The sequence below is a fragment of the Egbenema bharatensis FJBBOT/2019 genome (assembly GCF_048077055.1).
GTDB lineage: Bacteria > Cyanobacteriota > Cyanobacteriia > Elainellales > Elainellaceae > Egbenema > Egbenema bharatensis.
Map to the genome: position 1 here is coordinate 792,764 of NZ_CP182236.1, position 25,519 is coordinate 818,282.

The 25,519-nt window shown below is 49.8% G+C and carries 29 protein-coding genes; 11 read left to right on the plus strand and 18 right to left on the minus strand.

Annotated elements, in window-relative coordinates:
- Nucleotides 1–46 precede the first annotated feature (46 nt).
- Nucleotides 47–808 carry a histidine kinase gene (locus ACM1PF_RS03595; protein WP_416672363.1) on the plus strand — a complete coding sequence of 254 codons (762 nt, stop codon included), beginning with the start codon at nt 47–49 and terminating at the stop codon, nt 806–808.
- Nucleotides 809–1,078: 270 nt separating this feature from the next.
- Here the strand turns inward: ACM1PF_RS03595 and ACM1PF_RS03600 are convergent, their stop codons facing one another.
- Nucleotides 1,079–1,264, minus strand: a complete 186-nt coding sequence (locus ACM1PF_RS03600) for a YqaE/Pmp3 family membrane protein (protein ID WP_416672364.1) — start codon at nt 1,262–1,264, stop codon at nt 1,079–1,081.
- 222 nt (nt 1,265–1,486) lie between these two features.
- Here ACM1PF_RS03600 and ACM1PF_RS03605 point away from each other — a divergent pair, with 222 nt between their 5' ends.
- The gene (locus ACM1PF_RS03605) at nt 1,487–1,888 is read left to right on the plus strand and encodes a phage holin family protein (RefSeq protein ID WP_416672366.1); all 402 of its coding nucleotides are present in this window, start codon (nt 1,487–1,489) and stop codon (nt 1,886–1,888) included.
- 201 nt (nt 1,889–2,089) lie between these two features.
- On the opposite strand, the gene dnaN is transcribed toward ACM1PF_RS03605, so the two are convergent.
- The 3 genes from dnaN to ACM1PF_RS03620 all read right to left on the minus strand — a co-directional run bounded on the left by dnaN (nt 2,090) and on the right by ACM1PF_RS03620 (nt 4,536).
- Nucleotides 2,090–3,232, minus strand: a complete 1,143-nt coding sequence (dnaN, locus tag ACM1PF_RS03610; protein ID WP_416672367.1) for a DNA polymerase III subunit beta — start codon at nt 3,230–3,232, stop codon at nt 2,090–2,092.
- A 975-nt stretch (nt 3,233–4,207) separates the two neighbouring features.
- Nucleotides 4,208–4,414 carry a hypothetical protein gene (locus ACM1PF_RS03615; RefSeq protein WP_416672369.1) on the minus strand — a complete coding sequence of 69 codons (207 nt, stop codon included), beginning with the start codon at nt 4,412–4,414 and terminating at the stop codon, nt 4,208–4,210.
- On the minus strand, nt 4,411–4,536 hold the full coding sequence (locus tag ACM1PF_RS03620; protein ID WP_416672370.1) for a hypothetical protein: 126 nt from the start codon (nt 4,534–4,536) through the stop codon (nt 4,411–4,413). Before ACM1PF_RS03620 ends, ACM1PF_RS03615 begins: the two co-directional genes overlap by 4 nt.
- A gap of 95 nt (nt 4,537–4,631) precedes the next feature.
- Between ACM1PF_RS03620 and ACM1PF_RS03625 the strand changes: the two genes are divergently transcribed.
- Nucleotides 4,632–4,841, plus strand: coding sequence for a hypothetical protein (locus ACM1PF_RS03625; protein WP_416672372.1), 210 nt, complete (start codon nt 4,632–4,634; stop codon nt 4,839–4,841).
- Between the two features lie 69 nt (nt 4,842–4,910).
- Here ACM1PF_RS03625 and ACM1PF_RS03630 read toward each other — a convergent pair whose 3' ends face one another.
- The 3 genes from ACM1PF_RS03630 to ACM1PF_RS03640 all read right to left on the minus strand — a co-directional run bounded on the left by ACM1PF_RS03630 (nt 4,911) and on the right by ACM1PF_RS03640 (nt 7,462).
- Nucleotides 4,911–6,677: a DUF4268 domain-containing protein gene (locus ACM1PF_RS03630; protein WP_416672373.1), complete on the minus strand. Its 1,767-nt coding sequence runs from the start codon at nt 6,675–6,677 to the stop codon at nt 4,911–4,913.
- A 118-nt stretch (nt 6,678–6,795) separates the two neighbouring features.
- On the minus strand, nt 6,796–7,134 hold the full coding sequence (locus ACM1PF_RS03635) for a HepT-like ribonuclease domain-containing protein (protein WP_416672374.1): 339 nt from the start codon (nt 7,132–7,134) through the stop codon (nt 6,796–6,798).
- Nucleotides 7,124–7,462, minus strand: a complete 339-nt coding sequence (locus tag ACM1PF_RS03640; protein ID WP_416672376.1) for a nucleotidyltransferase family protein — start codon at nt 7,460–7,462, stop codon at nt 7,124–7,126. Before ACM1PF_RS03640 ends, ACM1PF_RS03635 begins: the two co-directional genes overlap by 11 nt.
- A 454-nt stretch (nt 7,463–7,916) precedes the next feature.
- Between ACM1PF_RS03640 and ACM1PF_RS03645 the strand changes: the two genes are divergently transcribed.
- Together ACM1PF_RS03645 and ACM1PF_RS03650 are read left to right on the plus strand one after the other, a co-directional pair.
- The gene (locus tag ACM1PF_RS03645) at nt 7,917–8,123 is read left to right on the plus strand and encodes a type II toxin-antitoxin system HicB family antitoxin (protein WP_416672378.1); all 207 of its coding nucleotides are present in this window, start codon (nt 7,917–7,919) and stop codon (nt 8,121–8,123) included.
- Nucleotides 8,120–8,359, plus strand: a complete 240-nt coding sequence (locus ACM1PF_RS03650) for a type II toxin-antitoxin system HicA family toxin (RefSeq protein ID WP_416672380.1) — start codon at nt 8,120–8,122, stop codon at nt 8,357–8,359. Before ACM1PF_RS03645 ends, ACM1PF_RS03650 begins: the two co-directional genes overlap by 4 nt.
- A 156-nt stretch (nt 8,360–8,515) precedes the next feature.
- Here ACM1PF_RS03650 and ACM1PF_RS03655 read toward each other — a convergent pair whose 3' ends face one another.
- From ACM1PF_RS03655 to ACM1PF_RS03665, 3 genes are all read right to left on the minus strand, one after another.
- Nucleotides 8,516–10,891, minus strand: coding sequence for a glycosyltransferase (locus ACM1PF_RS03655; RefSeq protein WP_416672381.1), 2,376 nt, complete (start codon nt 10,889–10,891; stop codon nt 8,516–8,518).
- Nucleotides 10,892–10,978: 87 nt separating this feature from the next.
- Entirely contained in the window at nt 10,979–11,119 is a 141-nt protein-coding gene (locus ACM1PF_RS03660) for a hypothetical protein (protein ID WP_416672383.1), read from the minus strand.
- 77 nt (nt 11,120–11,196) lie between these two features.
- Nucleotides 11,197–12,099 (minus strand): acyl-CoA desaturase, encoded by a 903-nt coding sequence (locus ACM1PF_RS03665; protein ID WP_416672384.1) that lies wholly within the window; start codon nt 12,097–12,099, stop codon nt 11,197–11,199.
- A 237-nt stretch (nt 12,100–12,336) separates the two neighbouring features.
- Here ACM1PF_RS03665 and ACM1PF_RS03670 point away from each other — a divergent pair, with 237 nt between their 5' ends.
- Nucleotides 12,337–13,647, plus strand: a complete 1,311-nt coding sequence (locus ACM1PF_RS03670; RefSeq protein WP_416672385.1) for a TetR family transcriptional regulator — start codon at nt 12,337–12,339, stop codon at nt 13,645–13,647.
- A gap of 86 nt (nt 13,648–13,733) precedes the next feature.
- Here the strand turns inward: ACM1PF_RS03670 and ACM1PF_RS03675 are convergent, their stop codons facing one another.
- The 3 genes from ACM1PF_RS03675 to ACM1PF_RS03685 form a co-directional block, all read right to left on the minus strand.
- Nucleotides 13,734–13,955 carry a hypothetical protein gene (locus ACM1PF_RS03675; protein WP_416672387.1) on the minus strand — a complete coding sequence of 74 codons (222 nt, stop codon included), beginning with the start codon at nt 13,953–13,955 and terminating at the stop codon, nt 13,734–13,736.
- On the minus strand, nt 13,952–14,116 hold the full coding sequence (locus ACM1PF_RS03680) for a hypothetical protein (RefSeq protein ID WP_416672389.1): 165 nt from the start codon (nt 14,114–14,116) through the stop codon (nt 13,952–13,954). The genes ACM1PF_RS03675 and ACM1PF_RS03680 overlap by 4 nt, the downstream gene beginning before the upstream one ends.
- Nucleotides 14,117–14,210: 94 nt before the next feature.
- Complete coding sequence (locus tag ACM1PF_RS03685; RefSeq protein WP_416672391.1) at nt 14,211–14,759, minus strand: hypothetical protein; 549 nt, start codon at nt 14,757–14,759, stop codon at nt 14,211–14,213.
- Between the two features lie 459 nt (nt 14,760–15,218).
- Between ACM1PF_RS03685 and ACM1PF_RS03690 the strand changes: the two genes are divergently transcribed.
- Nucleotides 15,219–15,581 carry a hypothetical protein gene (locus ACM1PF_RS03690; RefSeq protein ID WP_416672393.1) on the plus strand — a complete coding sequence of 121 codons (363 nt, stop codon included), beginning with the start codon at nt 15,219–15,221 and terminating at the stop codon, nt 15,579–15,581.
- Between the two features lie 206 nt (nt 15,582–15,787).
- Here ACM1PF_RS03690 and ACM1PF_RS03695 read toward each other — a convergent pair whose 3' ends face one another.
- Nucleotides 15,788–18,748 (minus strand): protein kinase domain-containing protein, encoded by a 2,961-nt coding sequence (locus ACM1PF_RS03695; RefSeq protein WP_416672395.1) that lies wholly within the window; start codon nt 18,746–18,748, stop codon nt 15,788–15,790.
- Between the two features lie 142 nt (nt 18,749–18,890).
- On the opposite strand from ACM1PF_RS03695, the gene ACM1PF_RS03700 reads away from it, so the two are divergent.
- From ACM1PF_RS03700 to ACM1PF_RS03715, 4 genes are all read left to right on the plus strand, one after another.
- Complete coding sequence (locus ACM1PF_RS03700) at nt 18,891–19,424, plus strand: hypothetical protein (protein ID WP_416672397.1); 534 nt, start codon at nt 18,891–18,893, stop codon at nt 19,422–19,424.
- Nucleotides 19,425–19,503: 79 nt separating this feature from the next.
- A complete protein-coding gene (locus ACM1PF_RS03705; protein WP_416672398.1) occupies nt 19,504–19,866 on the plus strand; it encodes a hypothetical protein in 363 nt (120 codons plus the stop codon).
- Nucleotides 19,794–20,363 (plus strand): potassium channel family protein, encoded by a 570-nt coding sequence (locus tag ACM1PF_RS03710; protein ID WP_416672399.1) that lies wholly within the window; start codon nt 19,794–19,796, stop codon nt 20,361–20,363. The genes ACM1PF_RS03705 and ACM1PF_RS03710 overlap by 73 nt, the downstream gene beginning before the upstream one ends.
- Nucleotides 20,364–20,424: 61 nt before the next feature.
- Entirely contained in the window at nt 20,425–20,598 is a 174-nt protein-coding gene (locus ACM1PF_RS03715) for a hypothetical protein (protein ID WP_416672400.1), read from the plus strand.
- A 166-nt stretch (nt 20,599–20,764) separates the two neighbouring features.
- Here ACM1PF_RS03715 and ACM1PF_RS03720 read toward each other — a convergent pair whose 3' ends face one another.
- The 4 genes from ACM1PF_RS03720 to rfbB all read right to left on the minus strand — a co-directional run bounded on the left by ACM1PF_RS03720 (nt 20,765) and on the right by rfbB (nt 25,425).
- The gene (locus tag ACM1PF_RS03720; RefSeq protein ID WP_416672401.1) at nt 20,765–21,415 is read right to left on the minus strand and encodes a glutathione S-transferase family protein; all 651 of its coding nucleotides are present in this window, start codon (nt 21,413–21,415) and stop codon (nt 20,765–20,767) included.
- A gap of 80 nt (nt 21,416–21,495) precedes the next feature.
- Complete coding sequence (locus ACM1PF_RS03725; RefSeq protein ID WP_416672403.1) at nt 21,496–22,482, minus strand: glycosyltransferase family 2 protein; 987 nt, start codon at nt 22,480–22,482, stop codon at nt 21,496–21,498.
- A 2-nt stretch (nt 22,483–22,484) separates the two neighbouring features.
- A complete protein-coding gene (locus ACM1PF_RS03730) occupies nt 22,485–24,287 on the minus strand; it encodes a cellulose-binding protein (RefSeq protein ID WP_416672405.1) in 1,803 nt (600 codons plus the stop codon).
- Between the two features lie 46 nt (nt 24,288–24,333).
- Nucleotides 24,334–25,425 carry a dTDP-glucose 4,6-dehydratase gene (gene rfbB / locus ACM1PF_RS03735; protein WP_416672406.1) on the minus strand — a complete coding sequence of 364 codons (1,092 nt, stop codon included), beginning with the start codon at nt 25,423–25,425 and terminating at the stop codon, nt 24,334–24,336.
- Nucleotides 25,426–25,519: the final 94 nt, after the last annotated feature.

Consider the following 25,519-nt stretch of genomic DNA (forward strand, 5'->3'; position numbering starts at 1 on the left):
AATGGGCTATGCCCATCCTACACACACTTTTTTCAGGAGAAAGATAATGTCTACCAGCGTCAAGGATCGCATTTCTGAGGATCTTCAGAAAGCAAAAGTAGAAGGCGGCTTGAGAGCGGGTCGAATTCGAGAAATCGTTAGAGTGGCTGTTGCTCAAACCATTCAGGAACTCAAGAGCGGGTCGGGTGAAATCGGTACCATCGTTAAAGATGCGATCGGCACAATCGCCGAGCAAACCGACACTAGCACAACTGAAGCTCAAGAAAATATTGCGGCATCGGTCGAAGGTGCGATCGATGGCGTGCGGCAGTCTCAGCAAGAAGCCATTAATGTGGCCCATGAAACCGTCGATCATTTGCAGGCTGAAATTGCCGTTGGGGAACAGCAACTAGAGGCAGAGGTCGATCGGGCACTGGTTGAGCTAGAAACCAGCAAGGATGAGACCACAGCTCAGTTTAAGTCCATCATTGATGCAGCGATTCGTGCCATCCGCGATCGAGAAGGCTTTTCCTTCCTGGAGCAGCAGTATGTTCGTCTCAAGGAGCAACTGGCTGTTTTGGATTCTAAGCTTGCCGATCGCTACGGTGAGAACTACGATCAGGTCAAGCAGCGGTTGGAGAATGCCAGGGTTTGGTATGAAGAAACCCGCGTCAGGGCTGAAGCCAGCAACGAACCCCTCCCAGTGGATCAGAAGCAAATAGAATTAGAGGCAAGAGCCAGCCAAGCTGGAGCTGCGATCGCTCAGAAAGAACAGCAGATTAAGCAGCGGGTGAAAGCTTACCTGCAATCTGTCCTGAATCGACTGTGAGGATCCGGTTAGCGCAGTCCCTAACCCTAAGTGGTAGAAACAAAATCAAAAAGACTAGATCAACCCTTCGATCTAGTCTTTTATTTGTGCTGTGTTCCTTAACATTGCATACGCTTATGCTGTTCTCTGACGCGATTAGCAGCAGACCTGTGGATTCAACTAGCTTCAGCATTCCTCCATTTACCCGTTGCCCGGTTTCTAGATTTCAGTCAGCTTACACTGTTTTAATCTTTTCATCTGCTGCTATCAGAAGCTTCCAACTCGATTAGTTTACAGTTGACGATTCGCAGCTGTTTTTTCTGCTTGCTTTGTAATTGCCCAAACTGCATGGATACTTCCTGGAAGCCAACCCAAAACAGTTAACAGAATGTTAATCAGTAACGTTGTACCTACCCCATAGGATAGAAATACGCCTACAGGAGGTAGCAGAATTGCCAAAAGAATCTTAAGTAGCATATGGTTGTATCCTCTTTAGTTTGTAATCCCTCAATTGCATTAAGGCAAAGGGTGATTAACCCTGGAAATGCTTTTAGTATATCGTCTGGTTAAAGCGTCGTGGCAAGATGCAATCAAAAATCTGACAAGAGATAGGGAACAAGATAATTGGTAATACGATATTCTATGGACATAGGCTCAGAAACTTAGTCATTAGATTCTTCTTAAGATAGGGGTAAATACATGATTGGATATCTTCTCACAACACTAATTACAGCACTGTCCTTGCTGATCGTTGACATCATTTTTCCAGGTGTTAACATCGCATCCTTCCCTGTGGCAATCCTTGCTGGGGTTGCGATCGGCTTAGTCAACTCCGTCATTAGACCTGTTTTGTCGTTTGTTTCTATACCTGTCAATTTCCTGACCTTGGGTCTGTTTTCGTTCGTGCTAAATGGTGTGTGTTTCTGGCTCGCTTCTGCCCTGGTTCCAGGATTTGCAGTTCGCGGTTTGCTAGCATTCTTCCTCGCACCCGTAGTTCTGTCTTTAGGTACAACTTTACTCAATAACTACTTTGTATCGAAAGGCACACTTCCTGGACGAACCACATCTAATCCTGCGATTGGCAGCGATGCGAATTCGTAGTTTCCAGGTAGATTGGGCATGATCCTGGACAACATAAGCTGTTTGATCTGGGGTCAATACTTGTATCAATCATTCAATAAAGATAGGAGTCAGGGTTACTGGTGTGAGTTCCTGGCTCCTATTTTTGTTTATGAATTTAATGAAGAGCGAACGATGAATTTACCTCTTTCGATAGATGCCATCTGGAAACTTTTTGTTCTCCTACGATCGAATCTGTACCGGCATCACCAGATACGTCATCTTCACTCCGCCCAACGGTGTCAAAATCGAGGGACTGGTAGACGTATTAAACTGCATCTGAATTTCCGCTGTTGTTAGCACCTTTAGCCCTTCCAGCAAGTATTTCACATTGAAGGCAATATCCAGATCCTCTCCAGAAATTTGTGCCTGTACCGCCTCTCTGGCACTACCCACATCCTGCGCATCCACCGAGACCACCACTTCCTGCTCAACGCTATTCATACTCAACTTCACAATGCTGTTGCGCTGATCCGCTAACACCGCAACCCGTTCCAGCGCACTGATGAACAGCCGCCGATCGATCGTCATCTGGCGAGAAAATTGGCGCGGGATCAACTGTCGATAGTTGGGATACTGTCCTTCTAGCAACCGACTGGTTAAACGCTGATTTTCCCATTCAAACACCAACTGTCCCTGGTCAAACCGAACTGCAACCGCATCCGCCGCATTCATTTGCAGCATTCGCTCCAGCTCCCGGAGGGCTTTTGCCGGAATTGTGACATCAAACTCGGCAATCCTCGCCCCGTTTTCCGACTCAGCTTCCGCACTCAATGCCTGCACCACAGACAACCGATGTCCATCCGTTGCAGCAAACTCCAGACTATCTGTGTCAGAAACAATGTGTACTCCGGTCAGAACCTGCTTGGACTCATCCGAGCTGGTGGCAAACAACGACCCTCGCAGTCCCTCACTCAGCAATTCGATCGGCAAATGAGTGATATCACTTTCATCCACCGTTGGCAATTCGGGGAATTCATCGGCTCCCATCCCCCGCACCTGATACCGTCCAGAGGCGCAAGTTAGCGTCACGAGTAGCGCACCCGACTCTTCATCCAGGGTTACTTCACCATCGGGCAAGCGCGACACAATATCACTAAACAGCTTCGCAGGCAGGGTTAACGTGCCACCTTCCTCCACCTGAGCTGGGAAACTGGTCTGAACCCCCAGGCTCAGATCAAAGCCGGTTAGCTTGACCTGTTGGGTTTCTGCATCAGCAATCACCAGCACGTTCGCCAGAATAGGATGACTGGGACGGGACGAAACGGCACGGCTAACCAGGGACAAATGGGTATTAAGTTCGTTCTGAGAGCAAATCAGTTTCATAGGAATGGGCAGTGAGATGAAGCTGGAAGACCAGTTTAGAACAGGATTGTGCAGTTCGTTTAGAAGATTAACTATTGGTTAGAAAGGGGGCAGCGCAAGGAGGGACAGCGATCGCAAAGGCAGCATAAGTTGATTCAATTCAGCAGTCTTTTGGGGGTAGAACGTTTGATCTTAACGGTTGTTAGCGGGCAGCATGGACAAGATCATAGGGCATTTGTAAAAAAACGATCCGTTGAAATGCTTAAAACTGATCGCTTTCCCATCAATTCATTGATCCTGAATTCGATCGGACTCGGAGCGTGATCGTAACACCGTTGCTGAAAAGCTTCAATTCTCTGGTTACTATTTATTCAGGTTTATTTTTGATCCTCTGCTTTCTATATCTAAATGACTTTAAAGAGATCGATCGGTAGTAGTAGGGCCTGTGGAAAAAGTGGAAAACTTGTGAAATGTTTGCTGAATAAGGCGATCGAACCTCAAAGCCTGTGGAAAACCTGTGGGAAAAAGTTTGAGTTTTCCACAACTGGAAAAGGATCCTGATGTTTTCCTCCGAAGAAAGAAAGTTTCTCCAGGGTTTTCCCCAGAGATTTCCACAGAAAGGGATGAGTTTTCCACAGGGGGCGATCGGTTTTACAAAAGTTAATATTTGGTGGATATGGAAGGTTGGAATCAAAATAGAACGCGGACTGATGAACCATGAAGTTTTTTATCTCTGCCCTTGCTCTGAGAGTGATTGCAGATAAGGTCGAGCATGGAGAATTGACCTCAGTGCTATCCAGCTTGACGTTTGTTGCTGCATAGGGTGAAGCGATGCCTCAATGGTCAGCAACGAAAGCGCGAAAAGTTTTGGCAGCATTGGAGCGCGTTGATGCTGTCTTGGTTTAGCCTCTCCAACTCTAGAAAAGCTACCCTTTCGATCGCCTCGATTACCTTCAAAAGAGTAGCCTTTGTCATATTTGAACGCGACCATCGTTTCTAACTTTGCTGGCTCATCAGTCTGACTATTTCCTCCGCCAGGTTTTTCGACCAGAGGGAGTCGAAGGGGCAAAGAATCTGTCGGTTTTCGGGAGCTGTCCAGACGATCGCATCTTCGAGTTCAGAGATGCGGTAGGTTTCGTTGAGCAGGATGGCGGTGAGCAGATGATGCAGGGTGAGGGCTTGTTGATCGGTTAACACGATCATGGTTGGCGTTCTCCTTTGGAGAGGATGACCAGGGCTTTATCAATGTCTCGGACTTTGATCGATCGCAGGCGGGTGAGGATGGCTCGCAGTAAAGCCACCTCGTCATCGGTGAGGGTGATCATGGATTTAACCTTAATGACGTTGAAAGCAACTATAGCTGATTTTGGATATATCCTCAATAGCGTACTCGTATCTCTCCATACGAGACAATGAAGTCATGGCTAAAAAACGTGACAAAAGAGAAATTAGAGCCTATGCGGACATTGAACTAGCAAAATTGCTAGCGACGATCGCCTCTTTGCAAGATATCTCCCTCTCGCAGTTAATCAATGATGCCTTAGAGCTTTATTTGCAGCAGGACAAGATTCAGGCGTTGATTCAGAAACATAGCCTGGATGAAATTAACGGGTATGATGAGGAAAAGTAGATTGGGTTTGTGTCTCAACCCGGTCTAGTCCTGATTTCATATCATGGGTTGAGAGTTAGGTTCTGATTGTCAAGACGCTTGTGATGAGTGTATTTCTTTGTGCAGATGGGGGGCGATCGCCCGATAAAAGCGAGGCATCATCCTTATTGCCCAATCTTGCAGTTCCGTCAGTTCTTCTGGCGAATTTGTAATTGATGCTTCCTCATGATACAAAGCAACACGAGAAGCTTGCTTGTGATCCATCCGTTCCCAACTTAAGGATTCTCCAAGTGCTGCCTCAATTTCTGTTTTGCGGGCATAGAGACTGTCGAATATACGTTTGTTCTGACTTTGATCACCAGTGTAGATATAGCACTCGACCCGGAATCGAGACTTGCGAGCGAATGAAAAGGACAGCCACGTTGTGTCAGGAATTTCTGATGATGTGATTTGAACAACCAACCAAGACCGTCCTTGGAGATTCATCGCTGGTTTAATCGTTAATTCCTCAATGCTATTTAGCTTAGGCTGTAAATCGTTGAAAAATTTAATGTATGCACTTTGTCGATCGCTCATCAGTGAAAACACAACCCTTTCTTGAGCCATGTTGACGTTTGATACGCGCCAACCTACATCAAGCCACTGCTGCGATTGGGCATGGCTGACCGTATCATTTGCCCACCAGTTTCGATGTTGTCTGGCAGAAGCAGGGAGTTTGTCATCAATGATTTTTTCAATTTGCTCAAAAGTGAGTGAAATTTTTTCGTTTCCTTCTCCGATTTGACCTTGAAGCCAGATTGCTAGAGGAGCGTATCGGCTTTCATTTAAGCCAAGTTCTTCATCAATCGGATCAAACTCTCCCCCACTCCGTTCAGCAGGTTCAAGAGGAACATCAAATTTATCAGAGAAGATTTGATTGTCTTCGATAACAGCTGTGATGGGTTCGTTCGGTGATTTTACTTCTTCAGGTGCGGGACGGTGTCGATCGAGTAGGCTGGCGCAAAACTTGAGTTGCTTACGCTGGTTGGGCATGACTTCACGAAAATGAGCGATTGCATTCCGCGTCTGACGAACTTCGCTTAATAATGTGTCAATCGAACCCCAGTCAAGATATTTGAAATCTGCTTCATATTTGTTCCAAAGGTTCTTAAAGAGTTGAATATATTCAAATAGGGTTAAATCTTCAAAAGACTTAATCTCAATTGGCTGGTGCAGATACTGCATGAACATTTCATCGATCAATTTCTGATCCGGCTGTGGAGGAATTTGCTTTGAACGCCCAAGATAGCTGCATAAAGCTTGCTTGAATTTGTTTTTGAAGTCTTTTCCAGATGGAGTAATGCCCTCAATTGCTTTCCGTAGGGCATCGCTATCGATATTCCCGTCGTTGCTTTTATAGGCAGTCTCAATGTAGTCTCGCAGGGTTGTTTCGATATCTTCAGCGAGCATAATGTCTTCAGCACGCTGTCGATAGTATTCAGCCGTATCGTAGTTTGTGACAATTGCGATCAATTTTCCGGTTTTATCAACAATGGGAATGGCACTTGCATCCCTCAGCCCATTGAGCAGTTCTGAGATGTCATCATCTGGACGACAGGTTTTCACATCAAGGCTCGCATGAGAAACCTTGATTTTATCAAGTGGGCTTCTAAAGTATCTGACTGCCCTAAGAATTGAATCACTGGTGATTAAACCTTTCAACTTACGATCGTGGTCGTTATCGACAATAGGCAGTTGGCTGAAGTCGTGTTCAATCATTCGTTCAACTGCGTCTTGAATAGTCATTTCCTCTGTAGCAATAACGAGGGTGACGGGAGTCTGAGAGTCTGGAATAAGGTGTTGAACAATGTAAGCCATTGAACTGTATGTTGATAAAGGATGATCAGGTTTGTTTTAACTGTTATCAATAGATATCTCAGGCGTTGCATACCATCACTTAGAATTTAAAAACCATTTTTTATCTTTGCCTACTTTTTCAATTCTCGTTTGATATTAATGGCTCAATATAGTTAAGTAATTGGGGTAAATTCTCATTAATTACTGTCCATACTTCGTCTAGATCAACTTCGTCATAATCATGGGTAAGAACATCGCGCATCCCTGCAATTTGTTTCCAAGGAATGGATGGATGTTTTTCTCTAAAGTCCAGCGATAGTCTTTTCGTTGCTTCACCGATAATTGTGATACGACGTAGGATTGCATCTTGTTTCTCGGTATTTGCTGCTAAGGCATTTATATCAACCCCTTCAGCATATTGGAGAATTAATTTGATCGCTTCTATGATGTCAACCAAGGCTTCTTGATTACGCGACATAGATGATCTCTGCTGAATTAAGAATATTGTCACGTCGAATCCGGTTTCGGCTCTGCTCGATCGCCTTTTTGCTCACCAGATCGACTTGACGATGCAATAGTTGTTGTAATTCTTCTTGCATTGCCATTTTTTCAAACAAACCTCGCTTTGAGGCTGGCTGATACGCAATTAATACATCAACATCGCTGTCAGGGCGAAAGTCATCACGGAGGATAGAGCCAAAGAGAGCCAGTTCAGCAACGTGCCAACGCTGGCAAAATTCAGCTAATTGGGTAGGGGTAATCCCCAGGCGATCGTAGAGTCGAGACAGGGAGATTTGTTGGTTCATGATATACGTTGGTACAGCTTTTGCCTCAGGGCTGCCGAGGAAGATTCCCAGACAAAGCCTCTAGCAATCGAGCCTGATCGGGCAAAGAGAGGCGTTTTCTAAATCTAAAACTTCTTTATAGGTGGGCATCATTCTGACCCAAATCATTAACTCTGTACCCAGTATAAAAACAAACTTTTGTAATTGGTAGCCTGCTGCGCTCAACAATGGTGTCGTAGGTACTGAATCCTTGTTGGAACCCAAAAACTCAACGATCGCCCCAATTACACCGATTGAGATGACCCGATCGCCTACTCACCTCATTGGCTGGCTATAGTAAATCTAACCCTCATCGCTTCCCATCCCATGCCCAAAAAACTCCCGATCGCCCAGGCACAACAACTTCGCCAGTTAAAGCGATACGATTTCTTGGGAAAATACCAAAGCAACCTTTAACGCTGGATGAGGCAGACCAATGACAGAAATCATTTTCCTCGTCGAAGAAGATCCCGAAGGGGGATATACAGCCAAGGCGATCGGAGAATCCATTTTTACCCAAGGAGAAACGATCGAAGAACTCCGCGAGATGGTGCGAGATGCTGTGCAATGCCACTTCGAAGAGGATCAACGTCCCAAGCTGATTCGACTGCACATTGTTCGAGATGAGGTCATCGCCTCATGAAGCTGCCGCGAGATTTGACCGGGCAGAACCTCGCAAAATCTCTGGAAAGGTTTGGTTACAGCATCGATCGCCAAACAGGTAGCCATATTCGATTAACGACCCAGGAAAATGGAGAACATCACGTCACCGTTCCCAATCACAGCCCAATTAAGCTGGGGACGCTAAATGCAATTTTGAAAGACATTGCCCAGCATTTTGGCATCGATCGGGATGAACTCATCAGAAAGCTGTTTTGAAACCCGTGAGATCACCCGATCGCCCACTCACCTCAATCGCCGCTTATAGTGAACCTAACCCTGATTGCTGCCCATCTCAAAACACTCACTCCTACGGGCTTACTGCCTTCGGCAACGTTAAACGAACGCTCACGCTCCGCGAACACTCCTCACTCCTCACTTCAAAGCCCTTGCATAAGCTTGATACAGCCGTTGGGTGTAGTTATCCAAACTAAAATTCTCTGCGGTTTGGTGTCCAGTTTTAATCATTTGCTCCCGTAAGGTGGTATCACCCATGACCATCTCCAGTTTCTCCTGGATATCTTTGAAATCGTAGGGGTCAACGTAGAGGGCCGCATCGCCACAGATTTCGGGGAGACAAGACACATTGGAGGTGATCACCGGGCAACCATAGTGCATCGCTTCTACCGGGGGCAGACCAAAGCCTTCGTAAAGGGAGGGGAAGGCGAGGCAGAAGGCTCCTTTGTAGAGGTAGCGCAGTAAGTCCATCGAGACATACTCAAACAGCTTCACCTTCTTTTTGGAGTCTTTATTGTCAAAAAACAGGGAGGCTTTACCTAATTCTTCTTCCCAGAGCCAGCCCTTTTTACCCACAATCACCAGCGGCATATCAGTATCGATGCTGGAGTAGGCATCCAGTAAGCGACCGAGGTTCTTCTTCGGTTCGATCGCCCCCACAAACATCAGGTAGTTCTGGGGTTTGAGTCCGTACCGTCCCAGAACCGTGGCGATCCCCTCTTCGGTGTCTTCCAGGGGTTTGAGGGCGATCGGTTGGTAGGTGACGAAGATTTTATCGGGATCGACATCAAAATAGCGGAGGATGTCCTGCTTGGAGTTTTCGGAAACCGTGATGATCACCTCAGAATCCTTTAGGGCATCGCGGATTTTCAGGTAGAACACCTTTTTGTCGTCCAGGGTGGCGTAGGGCAGCCGCAGGGGGATTAAATCGTGAATCGTAGTGATCTTCCTGGCTCCGCGTACCTGCATCGGTAGGGGATAGGTGGCGTGCCAGAGGTCTATTTTTTCAGAAACATTAATTTTGGTGGTGAGTTGGAATTTTTGATACAGTCCGTTTGCCAGGTCGTAGCACTGGGGCAGGTTGAATGACTCGGCATAGCGGAGAAAATCATCGCTGTACTTGCCGCGCTTCACCACCAATCCAGCAAACGGCTTGCGGCGTTTGGCCCGATAAAACGGTGAGAGGGATTTGATCACCCATTTGCTCAGGTTAATCCAGTTCTGGTTGCCAGACTGGTTATCAAAAAAGATGATTTCATCCAATACTTCGTTGGCTTTGTAGCCATTCCGGCTGAGGAGGACATCCACCTTTGCCCCCATGCGATCGAGGGCCTGAATCAAGCTCAGCCCATAGGTTTTGATCCCCGTCCCCTTTGTCAATTGCAGGTTATAGCCATCCACCAGGACTTTCACCCCTTCTAGACTGAGGGATTCTGCCTCATCCGTACTGCTGGCAAAGCCGCTAATATTGCCCCAGGTAGACTCATCGGCGGCAGGCTGAAAAGTACGAACAAGGTTGGGAATACAAACTACATAACGTCCCTGTTTGGCGATCGACTGGGGTGCCCAGGCGGTGATCCACCAATCCTCATCGGCTCCCTGTCCGGGTTTGCCCTTGTCCTGTTTGGGTGCGCCCAGGTAGGGGGTGGGGATGGGCAGAATCGCTCTCCAATAATCCCGGTGGGCATGGAGGTGCTGACCGGGCATGGAGCGTTTCAGCAGAACGGAGTATCCGGCAATTTCAGTGGTCTCAACGATCGGGTGTTCCGGGGCTTCCTGTCCGGCTAAGATTGGACGTTCCTGGGGATGCTGAATTGCAGTCAGGACTCGCAGCGTGTTGGAGCTGACATCGACATCATCCTGGAAGTAGGAAATCCATTGAATGTTGGGATCGGCTAACCAATACTCGACCCCGACGTTGATCGCATTCGGCAAGCCGCGATTGGTGGGAATCCGAATCAGCGGCACGTTGTATTCATTGGCAATGCTCTGGTTCGCCCGATGCAGTCCCGGTGCAGACCCGTCATCAATAATCACGATCGGCAGTCCCAGCTTCACAATTTGCGGCAGCGATCGCCTCAGGGCATTGGGGCGGTTGTAGGTGGTGATGACGGCAGCGCAGGCAGGTGGTTTGGGGGAGGAAGTGGTATCAGCCTGGGCTTCTAGTTCGGGCTGAAGCTGGTTGATCAGGGGTTGGATGTGGATTGCTTCAGGGCTGGGAAGATCGGCGATCGGCTCTTTGGCGTAGACCACAAAAACATCGTTCGCCAGCACGGGATGAAAGTGTTCGATCGCATTTAAAAGCAATGGCGTTTTAATGTCTGCCACCATGCCTTTATGGACAACAATGAAGTCAAATTGCTCCACTGGAAACAGGTAGGAAACGTTGTAGTGATAGGTTCCGGGGAGGAATTCCAGGAATTCGTTGGGCGCGAGGATGTTCGCAGCAGGGGCGTACTGCTGAAGAAAGTCGCGGGTTCCTGTCCAGTGGGGGTCTTGGGTGGGGAAGGGCATGGTTTGAGGACTGAGTGCTGAGGGTGAAGGAAACTTCTCTAGGTTAGGATGCCATAAAGTTGGATCGCTATCTTGAGGTGAATGATTTTAACTTTGCCGAGTTTGCCGATGTTTGACGATTGCAGCGGTTTTGTTGAGTGGCTCGATCGAAAAAAAGCCCACCGGGGGTGGACTGGGGTGGGGTGATTTCTCACCAATGGATTGCTGTAACGCATCCTTATAGGGCACTGCCCACCAAATCTAGCATTTTGAGCTTGCTGCACTAGTGGTGGGGACATTCTGACCTGCAAGGGTTGCTTGCACCCCTAGTTCCGGGTTAAAAGACCGATCGGCGGCATGACAACCCGTTTGGCTAATCCCAAAGTTTTTAAGGCTTGGATTGCCCACCAGGTCATATCAAGTTCCCACCATTGCCAACCCGCTTTTGCCACATTGGGATGCGCATGATGGTTATTGTGCCAGCCTTCGCCATAGGTGAGGAGGGCGGCCCACCAGAGGTTGCGAGAGCCGTCGGCCACGTGGAAAGAGCGATAGCCAACGAGGTGAGTGGCGGAGTTGATTAACCAGGTACTATGCCAGAGCAGGACGGTTCGCAGGAACAAACCGTAGACGACGAATGACCAGCCGCCCAGGGCATACAGCAATAATCCCAGGGGAATTTGTAGCAGCAGGAAGTATTGATTCAGCCAGCGGTAGTAGGGGTCACGAGCCAGATCGGGGGCATAGGACTGGTAGCGGGTGCGGTCAAAAAATTCAGGGCGATAGTAGAACAACCAGAGCATATGGCTCCACCAAAAGCCGCGACGGGCAGAGTAGGGGTCTTTCTCTTCGTCTTCGGTGTAAAGATGGTGGGCCCGGTGTCCAGCAACCCAGAAGATAGGCCCCCCTTGCAGGGCAAGCGCGCCGATCGTGGCGATGATGTACTCCAGGAATTTAGGAACCTGGAAGCTGCGGTGGGTCAGGAGGCGATGATAGCCCATACAGATGCCGATGCTGCCCAACAGCCAGTGCAAACCCAGGGTGACGCCGATCGCCGACCAGGAAAAAGTCCAGAAGGCAAGGAGGGCGAGGAGGTGAATAGTGGCGAAAAAAATGATGCTGACCCAATTGGGTTGTAGCTCATTAGGCTGTGGATGATCCGGCTGTAGAGAATTGGGCTGCAAAAACTGACTGCCCTTTGAGGCAGCTTGAGCCGATTGAGATGTCATAAATACTTCCTTGGGAGAATGGGTTGTGCAGGGGGTGTGCCTGCGATCGCCTACCGGATAGCCTGATGCCAGTTAAGGGGATGCGGCAAATATCGTACCCGGTAGGGGGCGCACTGCTGTGCGCCCTTACAGCAGATTTCTTCTGCTACAGTAGAAAATGCAAGTATTACTTACATTGCAATTTTAACAGCAGTTGCCGAAAATGTGCAAGTGCTACTTACATTTTGTGCTTGATCTATGAGTCCTCAGCAAAATTCCACCCGCCAGCGTTTGATCCAGGCAGCTCTGCAACTCTTTGCCGCTCAGGGGATCACCGAAACTACTACTCGGCAGATTGCGGATCTGGCAGAGGTGAATGAAGTAACGCTGTTTCGGAAGTTTGGGAACAAGCACAATTTGCTGTTAGCCACGATCGAAGATGCTGAGGTGTTTAATCGCTTGGGGGAATCCCTGGGACAGCAGGCGAATCATTTGGATAACGTCCCTGAAGCCTTGAGGGAGTATGCCGCCACCTGTCTGCAACTGCTGGATCAATCGCCAGAATTTGTTCGATCGCTGATTGGTGAAGCGGGAAAGTACCCCCCAGAGAGCCGTCAAGCGATCGGTCGGGGTATTTATCAGGTGAATCAGGGAACGGCGCAGTACTTCGCTACCGTGTTTAACCGTCCTGGGTTAAAGGGTGAAGATGATGCAGTCCGCATTTCCCCGACTACGTTAGCCAGCTTGCTCAATGTCCTGCTGTTGGGCTATGCGGTACTGGAACTGACGAGTGAAGCGGCGGATCTTTGGCGCGATCGAGATGAGTTTTTGCATGATTTAGTTGAACTGCTGCTTTGGGGGATGGCTTTGCCCACACCAGAATCTTCAGACTCTCCTCAACATCGATCGCCTGGAGTTGGTCGGGTTGAATTAACCGAGCGTTCTGCTCCCTCTGAAGTCATTGCCGATTTGCCTGCTACCCTGGTGCATCAAATCTTACGCCGCGCCCGAAAACTAGGCTTACAGGAGTATGCCCTGGTCTACGTGCTGTTTGCATCGGGATTAAACCCAGCAGAAATCGTTGGATTACAACGATCGCACCTGATCAGCGATGGACAGCAAAACCTGTTGCAGGTGAACCGGGGCACCATCCAGCAGGTTCCCTTAAACCAGTGGATTCTGGGAAAACGCTATGGTTCTCGGAATCAACATCCCCTACTGCAATGGCTCAAAAGCCGGAAAGATGATCAATCTGCGCTATTCCTTAACGATGCGGGGCATCCCCGTTCAGAAGTCGAAATTCGCTTACAGTGGCAGACGATCGCCGATGAGTTTCTTACTGCCGCTGGACATCCCCCGACGATCGAGCAGGCCCAGCAAACCTGGTGTATTGAAATGCTGATGCGGGGAGTCACCGCTGAAAACTTGAGTCTCCTAACGGGCTGGGATCTGCCCCGGTTGCAACCCTATCTGCAACGAGCCAGGGAAAAGGCTGCCCTGGAGCAGTTCCATCGGTTGGATCAAAAGTCCAATCAACAATTTGCCAACCCAACTACCCCCTCAGAGTAGCTGAATTCAGATCTGCTGACTGGGCGGGCAAGATGCCCACCCCACAAGAGTTTAAGAATCAAATTTGCATTTCTGAATCAGACTAACTAAATCAGAATGTCGATGAAATTGCTGTGTCCTGGAGATTCTACCCTGACCGTCCAGCGTCCTCGCTTCGAGAGATCCGGCGTGAACCGATAGTTGCCCTGGGCATCACACTGTCCGGTTCTCCAGGGGGCAGAGCGATCGTCTGGAGCAAAGACCTGTACCTGGCAGTCGGACATGGGTTCCCCGGTGCTGTAGTAGGCGACGATCTCAACGGCAGTCACCTGGGCACCCGTCGGTAGGTTGTCGGATGAGTAGGTGACGGTTTCTCCGCTGGAGGACTGCACCCGCACATTGCCCGGAGTCCAACATCATGGGCGAATCCGGCACTGGCAAAACCGATCGCCATCAGCGATGCTAGAAAGATTTGCTGCAAACGACTCATCAATCTGCCCTCTTAAATTCACCAATCTATTCCTTTCGATGGATTTAACCGATCGCAAATGGGTATGTCCATCGATCTGTCTGAACTTCAAACCCTAGTCGCAAGCCGTGACTCCCTCCGCACAGTATAAACTCCACCAGGGGTTCAGTTCGATCTCGCCAGACGCTTCTTCTAGACTCATGGCCAGGAGAGATTCAAAGCTGGCATCCTGCCCTCCGTAGCGAAAATGCATATGAATTGGGTCGCCGTGGGGAGCGCGGAGAATCACGTATTGGAAGCCGCTACAGGCATCGTTGCCAGGATTTAGCTCAAACAAATCCCAGATGGAGGACTGGAATTCAGGATAGTAAAACGGGTCAGGAGCCGATCCCTGATAAGTGTATTCACAGTTTTCAGCGATCGGTTGCTGTCCCTCGAAGTCACGATAGAAGGAGAATCGCTCCATTTCTTCAAATTCAATCCGAGCCGGATTCCGGGGATCGTGTAGCGATGCTGGCTCACTGATATCTAGCGTAAAGACCCCATCGACTCCCAAAAAAGGGACATCTGCATTCGGTGATGTGAATTCAGTTTGGGCGTTGGCGATCCCGATTCCGCCTGCAAACAGAAGGCTGACTGCAATCCCTGAGACTAAAACTTTCATGATTTATCGCTCCTCAAACACATTAAAAATCACCGATCGACTGAATCAGCGATCGATTCATGACTGACACAAACTGAGCTTACAAGAGTGCTTTTAGACTGGCTATGCCCCCCTCCAGGATAATAATTCACGGCACTGAAGTGGCTGAGATCAAAGCTGGATGCCATCTTCCCTGTAAACTCGATCGCGCCTGTAGGGTTTTAATCGATTCAAATCTATCTTGAGATTTGCAGTTGTCTATCCTTTGGTAGAACCGATTGATTGTCAGGAAAAATACATTGGATGAAGTCGCATCTACTGAAGTTGCAATTGCTAGTTGGGTCTAAATGGAGACAGTTTTGACATTGCAATGTTGAAGCGTGCAATGTTGAAGCGTGCAATGTTGAAGCGTGCAATGTTGAAGCGATCGAGCTGATCGGGGATTGAAAAGTAACTTTTAGATGAGGTTTAGCCAGAACAATGGATAGAAGAACTGAACGAGAACTGTATGAACGTGAACTGCGCCGTGATGCTGAAATTTCCCGGAATACGGCCAGTACCAACACAGCATTGATAATTGTGTTATTTCTTGCCGCAATTACTGCGATCGGTGCAGTCTTTTTCGTTACAAACCGCCAGAGCGAACCGCAAGCTCCCCAACCCCAATCGCCCAACATCAACATTGAAGTGCCCGAACCGCAAGCTCCTCAGGTTCAGCCTCCCGAAGTGAATATTAATGTCCCCGAAGTGAATATTCCCGAAGTGAATGCACCCGGCTCAGGTGCTTCCTCAGAAGCAGAGAATTCTCAGCCCGCTCCCACCTCAGAATCGCCTCAGCAGTAGAACGTGATTGTTTCTGGATCGCATCCTGGGTAGATCCCGATTGAATCCGATCGGTTCTTGATCGAGTCCTGATTGAGTCCTGATCGCATCCTGGATGAATCCTGATTGTTTCTGTACGACTCCTAATCGATGTTCATCGATTCCGAACGCCTGACTCAGGGTAAATCTACGGGTTTGCCCTGAGATTTCTGTTTTAAACCTGTGCTTTAAACTTGTTTTCTGGCAAAGTGTTCCATGAGCAACCGATGTACAAAAATGTAGCCACCCCCCACTTTTTGTAAAAACGTGAGTTGGGTTGCATGATCTAGGAACCTGGCATCATTCCAGGGCATCCGGCGATCGAGCCAGAAGGTGAGCCGCAGGGACGCATGAACCACACAGGCAGACCCACCCAGGTTCAGGCTAATTAACACGCCATAGATAATTGCAATATAAAGCGGGACAGACAGGACAATAGCGGACAGCATCAGGGCAGGAGTTGTCATACAAGCAATCAACAGGCAATTTTTAGCGGATTGCCGAATCCCTTGATTGGGTCTGGTTTTGGTTTCAATTTCCGAACTGGCATCCAGTCCAGTGGCCACCCCTGCAACCGCTCCAGTGACGGCTCCGCTGATCAAACTAATGATCCAATTCTGATTCAAGAGTCCCAGCCCGTGAAACGCCAGTCCGGTTGTAATGCCGATCGGTAGCCAAAACACTAGATTCCTCCTGATCCGCGGCCACGACCATTTCAGAGTTTCAGTCAATCCCAGGGCATTCCGGGTAAACCTGCTGCCTGTAAACCAATCGGCAACTCCTCCAATCACACCACTCACCCAACCAACGGCAATTCCCAGGAGAACCCCTCGATCGATCACCACAATCATGCCCGTACTGATGCCCAGGATAATGCCCGCTCCAACGCTGTAGGCAAACCTTTGCAGGACACTTTGCCTGGCACTCACTGGCATCCGCTCGACCTCCACCACAAACCAGACTACGATCGCCTGGAGGATATTGCTGGCAGCCCAGGTTAGCAGTCCGATCGCCATACCCCGCTGGATGCCAAAGGAAACCGCTGTTGCAATTCCGTAGATTAATCCCAGGATGAGGCTAATGATTGATGTGCTGATCAGGGTATAGAACAATCGCTGTCTGAAGGTTTGTAACCAACTGCGTTGTAGCCGTTCAATCAAAACGATCGTTTGGGAATGGCAAATCATCTGTCGGGCCAGCCAGTTTAGCCAGTGAAGGGTCTGCGGCCGCGAATAGGGATGGGCGTTGCCCCGCCGTTGAAACATGCGATCGATGTAGGCATCAAATACCTGGCTGCGGCGTTCGGCTAATACCTCAGTTTGGGGTAAATCCTCTACAGCAATGCCCTGATAGGCTAACACCATCAGGTTCAATAAAAGGGGTGACTGGGCAAGTTCCAGCAGAATTTGATCCTGAAGTAATTGCTTCAGTCCCGATAGATTGGTACTGAGGCTGTCCAGATAATAGTGAATTTGCTCGGAGGTGAGCGATCGCAGACAAACCGCAACCTGCACCTTCAGACGATGGGATAAAGCCTCATAGTCTCGGCTCCGGCTGCATACGACCAGCTCGGTGCTGTATTCTTGCTGAAACTGATTGATGGCGACGACACAAGCCTCTCGATAGTCCGATCGCACTTCATCTAACCCATCCAGCAGCAATAGCAACTGTTGCTGTTCCACCCATGCCTGACCCACGCGCCTGGGAACTTGATATTTGATATTTAATTCTTCCACCACCCAATGGGCGATGGGTTGATGGGAACCTATCCAGGATGAGAGGTTTAGAACTACTGGAATCAGGTGAGTCACATCCTGCTCCGCCCGCGCAATCAAATCTCGCGCCAGTTGCAAAAGAGTTGTGGTCTTACCTGCACCGGGTTCTCCCAAAATCAGGAGCGATCGCCCCGTTCCCATCTGGTCAAAAATTGAGCTGATGCGTGTTCCCGGAGATAGCTCATTCAGGGGAGGATTCGCTGCAATTGCTACATTCCAGGGGGGAGAAATGGCATTCGATTGCGCTTCCAGTCCCAATACAATCAACACCTGATCCTGCAAGGAGGCTTCCAGAACTCCCTTCACCCAAAAATTTTTTACCTTGTTCAGCAAAGCCTGACGGTTGCGATATTCCTGGCTGGAGAGGTCGGAGCGAGACGTTGCAGGAAAGTAAGGTCTGCGGGAGTCGGAGGAGAGGGGAGATTGGGATAACCGCTGGATCAAAGTGGGATGGGCAACAGGAGGCAGAGTTTCAGCTTGAAGAGTTTTGGGAACGGTGGGCGTTGGGGCTAAATCAACCAACCGATCGAGACTCTCAGATCCAGCGATCGGATAGAGGGATTGGCAGTCTGCCAGGGCATGGGCCGCGGTGGGATAGCGATGGCGGTAGTCATAACGCACCAGGGTATCCAGAAAGGTAGCCAGATCCGGGGAAATCGATAACCGATCGCCCAAGGCCGCACAGCAAATTTCCCCTGTTTCTAAATCTCTGGGCAATTCGATCGCCGGAATGCCACTCAAGGACTGGAGAGCAACTATTCCCAGAGCGTACAAATCACTGCTAAAGTGTGGCCGCGAAGCAAGCTGTTCGGGAGGGATATATCCTGGAGAACCGACCACCACAGTCAGGGATGTTTGTCCAACCGCTCCCGTATGGGCAGTGACTTGTTTAACGGCTCCAAAATCAATCAGCACAAAGCGGCGATCGGACTGGCGATGGATGATGTTGGAGGGTTTGATATCCCGATGAATCACGTTCTGCTGATGCACAAAAGTCAGAACTTCCAGTAGATCCCGCACCAGGGAGACGACTTCTGGTTCCTTCAAATGCCCCCGTCGTGCCAGTTCCTCCTGCAAAGACGCACCTTCAACATGATCCTGAACTAAATAAAACTCCCCTGCTTGCTCAAAATGGGCTAACAGTCGCGGAATCTGGTCATGATTTCCCAATCGATAGAGCGTGGCTGCTTCCTGGTCAAACAGCCGTTTCGCAATTTTTAGAGTATCTCCAGCCTTCGATCGCGGTTTCAATTGTTTCACAACGCAAATGGGCTGTCCCGGCAAGTGGCGATCGGTTGCCAGGAACGTTTGCCCAAACCCCCCACCGCCCAGTGGCCTGATGAAGGAATATCGACCAGCCAGTACAGTTTCCATGTCTATCAAGCTACCAAATCACTGGGGTTTGAAGTGGGGATGTTAGTAAAGTTTCATCAGCCCCGCTTGCCAAGAAGTTAATTGATCCGGCGTGGTTCGGTGAATTCGCTTCTGGGTACGATCGAATTACTACGGTCGTCTCATGATGGTCGTTCAGCAACACCGGACTGGCGGAACTCCTATGGATATTGAGCAAATACTGAGTCATCGGCTCTTGCAGCAACTCATGAATTCGGTGACAGCCCCCATTCAAGACTGGCTGTTCGCGCATCCAATCTGGAACTGGCTATTGACCCATCCAGTTGTACTGTTGGGACTGGTGATATTGTCGCTCCTGTTGTTCCTGGGACTGATTTCAGCCGTCGCGCATCTGACGGAGGCAATTTGGCTAACCATTCTGCGGCTGCCGCTGAAGTTTGTGCAATGGACGTTCATGGGTTTAGTGGCCCTATTCAAGCTACCCTTTAATCCCAAATTTACGATCGCCCCTATCCCCCAACCGGACAGTTCAGCGGAACGGCTTGCCATCATCCTGAGTCGGATTGAATCTATTCACCAGGAGGAAAATAGTTTATTAGAAGAAGCGCGATCGATTTTGGCGACGCAATCAATCTCAGCAGCGCAATCAATCTCAGCAGCGCAATCGGACTCTAAGCTCAACCCACCTCAACCCTAGTTCATCCGAATTTGAGATGCTAAATCCTGCAAGAAAGGGGAGGATTGAATCCTTGACGGCTTAATCGAAGGATCAAAATATGGACTGGTTCACACGACTTGTGGGAACAGTACTGGTACTTCTCAGCATTAGCGACATTTACTTAACCGTATTGTTTCTCAGAGGAGATCAAAGGAACTTACTGAGTGTTCCTCTGAGCCGGGGGTTGTGGTGGTTCTTTAAGACGATCGTTCGCTACCTTCCTCCTGGACGGAAGTTATACGCTTTTATGGGCCCTACGTTGCTTGTAGCGATCGTTGCCACCTGGATCATCTTAATGCTGACGGGCTTCGCGCTCATCTATTGGCCCGCTTTGGGGCCGGAATCCAAATGGAAACCGGAGCAACGCCCACCGATTTTATTACAGCCCTTTACTACAGCGGGTTTTCCCTATCTACCTTAGGCACAGGAGACATTGTTCCCCAAACGGGTGTTTACCGGCTGTTGATGATTCTACAGGCAATTCTAGGTTTTTCCGTTGTCACCATGACGCTGACCTTCTTTATGTCTGTCTATAGCCAACTGATTCAGCGCAACAGTTTTGCTTCGAGCTTACACTATCGGACTGCCGCAACAGCGGATGCAACGGAACTCTTGATTGGATTAAGTTCAGGAGGTCAGTTTGGGAGCAGTGCCGAACAAACGATTAGCAATACGGCTCAACAAGTCTTAACCCTGATCGAGGCACAGCATAATTACGCGGCTTTGGGCTATTTCCGGTTTCAAGAATCCCATTATGCTCTGGGTCGAATCCTGTTTCTAGTCATGGACACGGCGACGCTGATTCACTCTGCTTTGGCCAGAAAGCTACGCTTCCTTCGTCCATTCTGCATCCGTCAGGGAACTAGCAATGGGCGGAAAACAATGTATTTCAGATCTGGAGTCCTCGTTCGTACCTGAGTGTTTTTCGACTGTTTTTCAACCTTCAAAACAGATGTGGCGGAAACGTTTTTATCAAGCTATGGAAAAGCTGAAAGCGGCAGGCATTGAGACAAGTTCCGATATCGAGCAGGCGGCGGATCAATATGTTTTGCAACGAGAAACCTGGAACTCTGCGGTGTTGAGATTAGCTGAGTATCTGGATTATCGATGGAGCGAAATTGCTCCTGTGGATGGGGCTGAGGATTGGGGCTAGCGGGGTTTTACCGGGAGCATGTCACTTTTGCAAGTCTAACCCTCATCCCCTAACCCCTTCTCCCAAGCGGGGAGAAGGGGAACCGGATCGAAGTCCCTCGCCCTTTGGGAGAGGGATTTAGGGTGAGGGCGACAAAAGTGATATGCTCCCGATTTTGCCTCTGTCCTTATCGCGCTTCCAAAATTTTTCTGATGTTGGGCAGGGCTGCCTGAATCTGTTTTGGAGTGGGTGCGGTTTGTTGAAAACTATCCCGCTGCGACAGGCGTTCCAGCCAGGGATTCAGCCTCGGATAAGCATCCAGTGCGATGCCAAACATTGCCACTGAAGGAACGAGGGTTCCCGCTACGATATCCGCCAGGGAAAATGCGCCTGCGAAATAGGGGCGATCGACCAGTAACGTTTCAAAAAATTGCAACACGGTGATGATGCGTTGCTCCGCCTTTTCCAGGGTTTCAGCAGCGACGGTTAATCCGACCAGTTGTTTGATCAGGGGCAGGGTGGCAGGCTGCAACTCTGTTAGCGAAATCATGGCAACCATCCGGGCGATCGCCAGTGCTTCGAGGTCTTGGGGCAACAGGGCAGGTAGTGGATATTTGGCTTCCAGGTAATCCAGGATAGCGAACGACTCTACGATCCGCAGTCCATCGTCAACGATCGCAGGAACCCGTTGCAGTGGATTAATGGCAGTAAATTCAGCCGAGAATTGATCCCCGTCTAAGTTGAGCTGGATCGGTTCAAATGGAATTTGTTTTTCCAAGAGTGCCATCCAAACTCGCCGGGCATTGACCGACAGCGGCGCATAGTAAAACTGCAACATGGGTTGATGACTCCTCTGATTTGACTGGGACGGATGCTCTCCTATTTTCCGCCATCCCGCCTGCGCCAACCCTGAGGAGATTATTTATACTCAATCAGTTGATTGGTTTTGCCACGCCAGCGGTTCCAGTAAAACTTGATTTGTCCCAAAACATTCGGAAATTTGCCGATCACGCAGGAAAGGGCATAAAGTCCGGCATCTTTGGGTTTCAAGCCGCGTTGGGAACCATACTGATAGACCCGGTAAGTAGTCAGGGGATAAGCCGCCAGGATCAGTAAACTCCAGCCGTGAGTGAATCCACTTAAGCCGATCGCCCCCAAAGGAATCAACAACCCCCAGAGCCAGATGCTACGACTTTCCTTAACCCAGTGCTGTTCTGGACTGCGGCCGTGCAAATAAGCCCCCTCTGCATAGGCATGACCCGCCCGTAGAAATCGTTTCCACCACTGGCTAAAGTGCATCATCTGGGCATCATGCAGGGTCATCTCCGCATCAATCCGCCAAATTTTCCATCCCTGCTGCCGAATTCGCACACAGAGTTCGGGTTCTTCGCCCGCAATCAGCGTTGGGTTAAAGCCCCCTACTTGCTGCACTACCGCCACCCGCATCAGGGCATCCCCCCCGCAAGCCTTGGCTGCTCCGATCGGTGTATCCCATTCCAGATCGCAGAGTCGGTTGTAGATGGATTGCTCAGGATACCGTTCCCGTCGCCGACCGCAAACGACCGCCACTTCTGGGTGGGCATCTAACTCTTGCTGAGCGCGATCGAGCCATCCTGCCACCAGTTCACAGTCTCCATCGACAAACTGCACGAATTCCAGCGTGGGATTCAGCTCCATCAACCGGGCGAATCCAGCATTGCGGGCCCGAGCAGCCGTAAAGGGAATCGTCAGATCCAGTTCTATGACCTCTACCCCCAGGGAGCGAGCCATTACGCCACTGCCATCCGTGGAACCGGAGTCCACATACACCACCTGAGCCGCCTGCTGGGCGATCGCAGAGGTCAGGCATTGACGTAACCGCTCTCCCTCATTCCGTCCGATGGCAACCACACCGACTCGACTCATGGTTAACCTCCCAGCCCATTGCGTTCAATAAAGTCAGTGATTGCATCGAATTTTGGCGAACGTTCCTGCTCGACGTATTCCAAAGCGCCCCAACTGCCCCAACGGCTTGGCTGGGAAATGTCCGAAAAATGCATAAACAGCGTTCCCTCTTCCTGCTTCCAACGTTCCAGCATATCCATGTAAACGTCGTACATGGCGGGTTGTCGATTCAGTTCGATGAAGAATTCGGTGATCCGATCATCGTCTGACTGTACCAGGTGTTGTCCGCCTTCGTAGGCCACTAATTTTAAGCCCTTGTCTTGAGCTACTTTTTGATGATACTGGAAGGAGGTGCTCAATCCCAGCAGCGTATCGTCATGGGGATCGGTATCCAGGACACTCCCCTGCTTAATTTGGGTGATGGCCTGATTAAACCCACCATCGCTGTTAGCCATCCAGGATTCGATCGCACTCTTCGATTCACTGGATGAGAGTCTTCCTGAAAAATAGCCCGTAATCGCGTAGGCATCAATGCCGTGTTGATAGCAGGGTCGATTGCCTTCTGCCACCCACAGGGAGCAATCCAGAGCACTGGTTTCTAACCCCAGCCATCCCGTTTGTGTAGAGATGATGGAAACCACGCGATCGGGTTGATCTGCGAAGACCTGCTTCCAGATATCCGACATTTGGGCTGTCCGCATCCCATACCACTGCATATACGCATCCCCTTTATCCTCTCCCCAGCGGGCTTTTCCTTGTTCCAGGGCGTAGTGGGCTTGCTGGAATTGCCAGTTCCAAACTTCGTTGGAAAACTCGACGTAGGCTTTGAGCTGAGGGTTGAGACAGGTCTTCACCTGATGGGCAAAGTTGGCCATGTATTCATCGGTTGCCTGGTGGGGCATGGTAAACCAGGGGTTGGCTCCCAGGCGATTGGCCAGGGCCACCATGACTTCAACGGGAACACCTTTACCACGGGCATAGCTGGCATCATCCACCCTGGCGCGATTGGCCCACTCCCCTTGTTCAGAATTATTGGTACTCATCCAGTCCATAAACCGGAGGGCAGTGAATTGCCGGGTGCGATCGAGGAAAACGGGATTGAAGATTTCCGTCTGGAAAGTCGTTTCGTATTCCACTGGGACGACGTGGATATTCCGAATGTAATTCCCTGTACGATTTGGATCAGTTGCCGTGATTTGGAGCAGAATCCCATTGTCGGAGGGAGAGACATTGATAATATCCCGACCCGGACGGGAAGCGGCTGAGTCCTTCTGGGCATCAAGACTATACTCGATCGTGCCCTCACCGTCGTACAGTACCACATACTGTCCGCCGGGATACTGTCCCTGAATTTCCCGGAACATCAACGTCCCGACGCGGGTGTATTCCACTGGATCACTCGCCGCTGGCAAAGACTTCACCCATCCCCGTTCATCCAGATCCAGCCGATCGTATTCATCCGTTGACCAGCCGCTGTTACAACCTGGCTCACCGGCAACGCACTGGGGAATCCAGGAGCGGGATGACTTAAAGGCATCCAGAAAGGGCTGCTGGGTAGACCAATCAGCAATGCCGGACAGGTTCGTTCCCAGGGCTAAGGCATCCAGAGAGAGGGGGCGCGCTGGGGCATTGGTGGAACTTTCTAAACAGTCAACGGGCACATTGGAAGCAATTAGCTCGGTGGGATTTTGCCCACTGGAAGAGGTAGAGGGTTCCATCGCATTTTGCGGCTCAGATGGTCTAGACAAACCGATCGCCAGTAGTAAAGCCACTCCAAAGAGGGCAATAAAGCCAATGATACGGCGTGTACCTTGTAGTCGGAGCATTTGCAAACTCATATCTCTCTCCCAGTATCGTGCTTACGTCAGTCCCTCAGGCATAAACCTTGCGGTAGTAGTCCTGATATTCTTGAGACAATAAAGGCTGCCACCAGTCTTGATGGGAAAGGAACCATTCCACCGTAAGGCGCAGACCCTCTTCCACGGTGACAGAAGGAGTCCAGCCCAACTCTGTGCGAATTTTAGTTGCATCGATCGCATAGCGGCGATCGTGTCCAGGACGATCTTTGACAAAGGTGATCAAACTTTCCGCTGGACGCACGGGTAATTCAGGAGCCAGTTCATCCATCAACGTACACAGTTGATGCACCAGATCGATGTTTTTGACCTCGTTATTCCCGCCAATATTATAGGTTTCGCCAGGCGTACCCCGATGAATCACGACATCCAGCGCACTACAGTGATCGCCCACATACAGCCAATCCCGAACATTCTGGCCATCGCCATATACCGGCAAGGGTTTGCCCAGCAGAATGTTGATGCACATCAAGGGAATCAGCTTTTCGGGGAAGTGGTACGGCCCGTAGTTGTTGGAGCAGTTAGTGATCAGCGTTGGTAAGCCGTAGGTGTGATGGTAGGCTCGCACCAGATGATCACTGCCTGCTTTAGATGCGGAGTAGGGACTGTTGGGGGCGTAGGGTGTCGTTTCTGAAAAACCGGGATCCGTTTCATCCAGACTGCCATAGACCTCATCGGTGGAAACATGGTGGAAGCGATAATCCATCGGCTGTCCATTGTTTAACCAGTGCTGCCGAAATGCTTCCAACAGCGTAAATGTACCAACCACGTTAGTTCGGACAAACTCACCAGGGCCCAAAATCGATCGATCGACATGGGACTCAGCTGCAAAGTGGGCGATCGTGTCAATCTGCTCTTCCTGAAGCAACCGATCAATCAGGGGACGATCGCAGATATCCCCCTGGACAAAGCGTAAGTTGGCCCGTCCTTCCAGGTCAGCTAAATTATTGCGATTGCCCGCATAGGTCAGTGCATCTAAAACGACCACGCGATCGCCAGGGTAGGTGGCACACCAATGATGGACAAAGTTTGAGCCAATAAATCCAGCTCCCCCAGTAATGATAATTTTTCGGGGTGTTCTTGATAGAGAGGTTTGTTCGACGGTCATAGGTGATGTACTGGTTTTAGTATTTGGGATTGATGATTTTGGGTTGAGCAAGCCTATGTTTCAGGGATCAGAGTCCTGTAGCCGCCTCCGATTT

Coding starts and splice junctions, on each gene's coding strand:
- ACM1PF_RS03715 (WP_416672400.1), top strand. CDS start 20,425: ATGGAAAAGCTGAAAGCGGCAGGCATTGAGACAAGTTCCGATATCGAG.
- ACM1PF_RS03650 (WP_416672380.1), top strand. CDS start 8,120: ATGAAGCTGCCGCGAGATTTGACCGGGCAGAACCTCGCAAAATCTCTG.
- ACM1PF_RS03645 (WP_416672378.1), top strand. CDS start 7,917: ATGACAGAAATCATTTTCCTCGTCGAAGAAGATCCCGAAGGGGGATAT.
- ACM1PF_RS03655 (WP_416672381.1), bottom strand. CDS start 10,891: ATGCCCTTCCCCACCCAAGACCCCCACTGGACAGGAACCCGCGACTTT.
- ACM1PF_RS03685 (WP_416672391.1), bottom strand. CDS start 14,759: ATGAAAGTTTTAGTCTCAGGGATTGCAGTCAGCCTTCTGTTTGCAGGC.
- ACM1PF_RS03665 (WP_416672384.1), bottom strand. CDS start 12,099: ATGACATCTCAATCGGCTCAAGCTGCCTCAAAGGGCAGTCAGTTTTTG.
- ACM1PF_RS03680 (WP_416672389.1), bottom strand. CDS start 14,116: ATGAGTCGTTTGCAGCAAATCTTTCTAGCATCGCTGATGGCGATCGGT.
- dnaN (WP_416672367.1), bottom strand. CDS start 3,232: ATGAAACTGATTTGCTCTCAGAACGAACTTAATACCCATTTGTCCCTG.
- ACM1PF_RS03605 (WP_416672366.1), top strand. CDS start 1,487: ATGATTGGATATCTTCTCACAACACTAATTACAGCACTGTCCTTGCTG.
- ACM1PF_RS03690 (WP_416672393.1), top strand. CDS start 15,219: ATGGATAGAAGAACTGAACGAGAACTGTATGAACGTGAACTGCGCCGT.
- ACM1PF_RS03710 (WP_416672399.1), top strand. CDS start 19,794: ATGGAAACCGGAGCAACGCCCACCGATTTTATTACAGCCCTTTACTAC.
- ACM1PF_RS03625 (WP_416672372.1), top strand. CDS start 4,632: ATGGCTAAAAAACGTGACAAAAGAGAAATTAGAGCCTATGCGGACATT.
- ACM1PF_RS03670 (WP_416672385.1), top strand. CDS start 12,337: ATGAGTCCTCAGCAAAATTCCACCCGCCAGCGTTTGATCCAGGCAGCT.
- ACM1PF_RS03600 (WP_416672364.1), bottom strand. CDS start 1,264: ATGCTACTTAAGATTCTTTTGGCAATTCTGCTACCTCCTGTAGGCGTA.
- ACM1PF_RS03620 (WP_416672370.1), bottom strand. CDS start 4,536: ATGATCACCCTCACCGATGACGAGGTGGCTTTACTGCGAGCCATCCTC.
- ACM1PF_RS03700 (WP_416672397.1), top strand. CDS start 18,891: ATGATGGTCGTTCAGCAACACCGGACTGGCGGAACTCCTATGGATATT.
- ACM1PF_RS03595 (WP_416672363.1), top strand. CDS start 47: ATGTCTACCAGCGTCAAGGATCGCATTTCTGAGGATCTTCAGAAAGCA.
- ACM1PF_RS03705 (WP_416672398.1), top strand. CDS start 19,504: ATGGACTGGTTCACACGACTTGTGGGAACAGTACTGGTACTTCTCAGC.
- ACM1PF_RS03720 (WP_416672401.1), bottom strand. CDS start 21,415: ATGTTGCAGTTTTACTATGCGCCGCTGTCGGTCAATGCCCGGCGAGTT.
- ACM1PF_RS03695 (WP_416672395.1), bottom strand. CDS start 18,748: ATGGAAACTGTACTGGCTGGTCGATATTCCTTCATCAGGCCACTGGGC.
- ACM1PF_RS03615 (WP_416672369.1), bottom strand. CDS start 4,414: ATGATCGTGTTAACCGATCAACAAGCCCTCACCCTGCATCATCTGCTC.
- ACM1PF_RS03635 (WP_416672374.1), bottom strand. CDS start 7,134: ATGTCGCGTAATCAAGAAGCCTTGGTTGACATCATAGAAGCGATCAAA.
- ACM1PF_RS03630 (WP_416672373.1), bottom strand. CDS start 6,677: ATGGCTTACATTGTTCAACACCTTATTCCAGACTCTCAGACTCCCGTC.
- ACM1PF_RS03725 (WP_416672403.1), bottom strand. CDS start 22,482: ATGAGTCGAGTCGGTGTGGTTGCCATCGGACGGAATGAGGGAGAGCGG.
- rfbB (WP_416672406.1), bottom strand. CDS start 25,425: ATGACCGTCGAACAAACCTCTCTATCAAGAACACCCCGAAAAATTATC.
- ACM1PF_RS03730 (WP_416672405.1), bottom strand. CDS start 24,287: ATGCTCCGACTACAAGGTACACGCCGTATCATTGGCTTTATTGCCCTC.
- ACM1PF_RS03640 (WP_416672376.1), bottom strand. CDS start 7,462: ATGAACCAACAAATCTCCCTGTCTCGACTCTACGATCGCCTGGGGATT.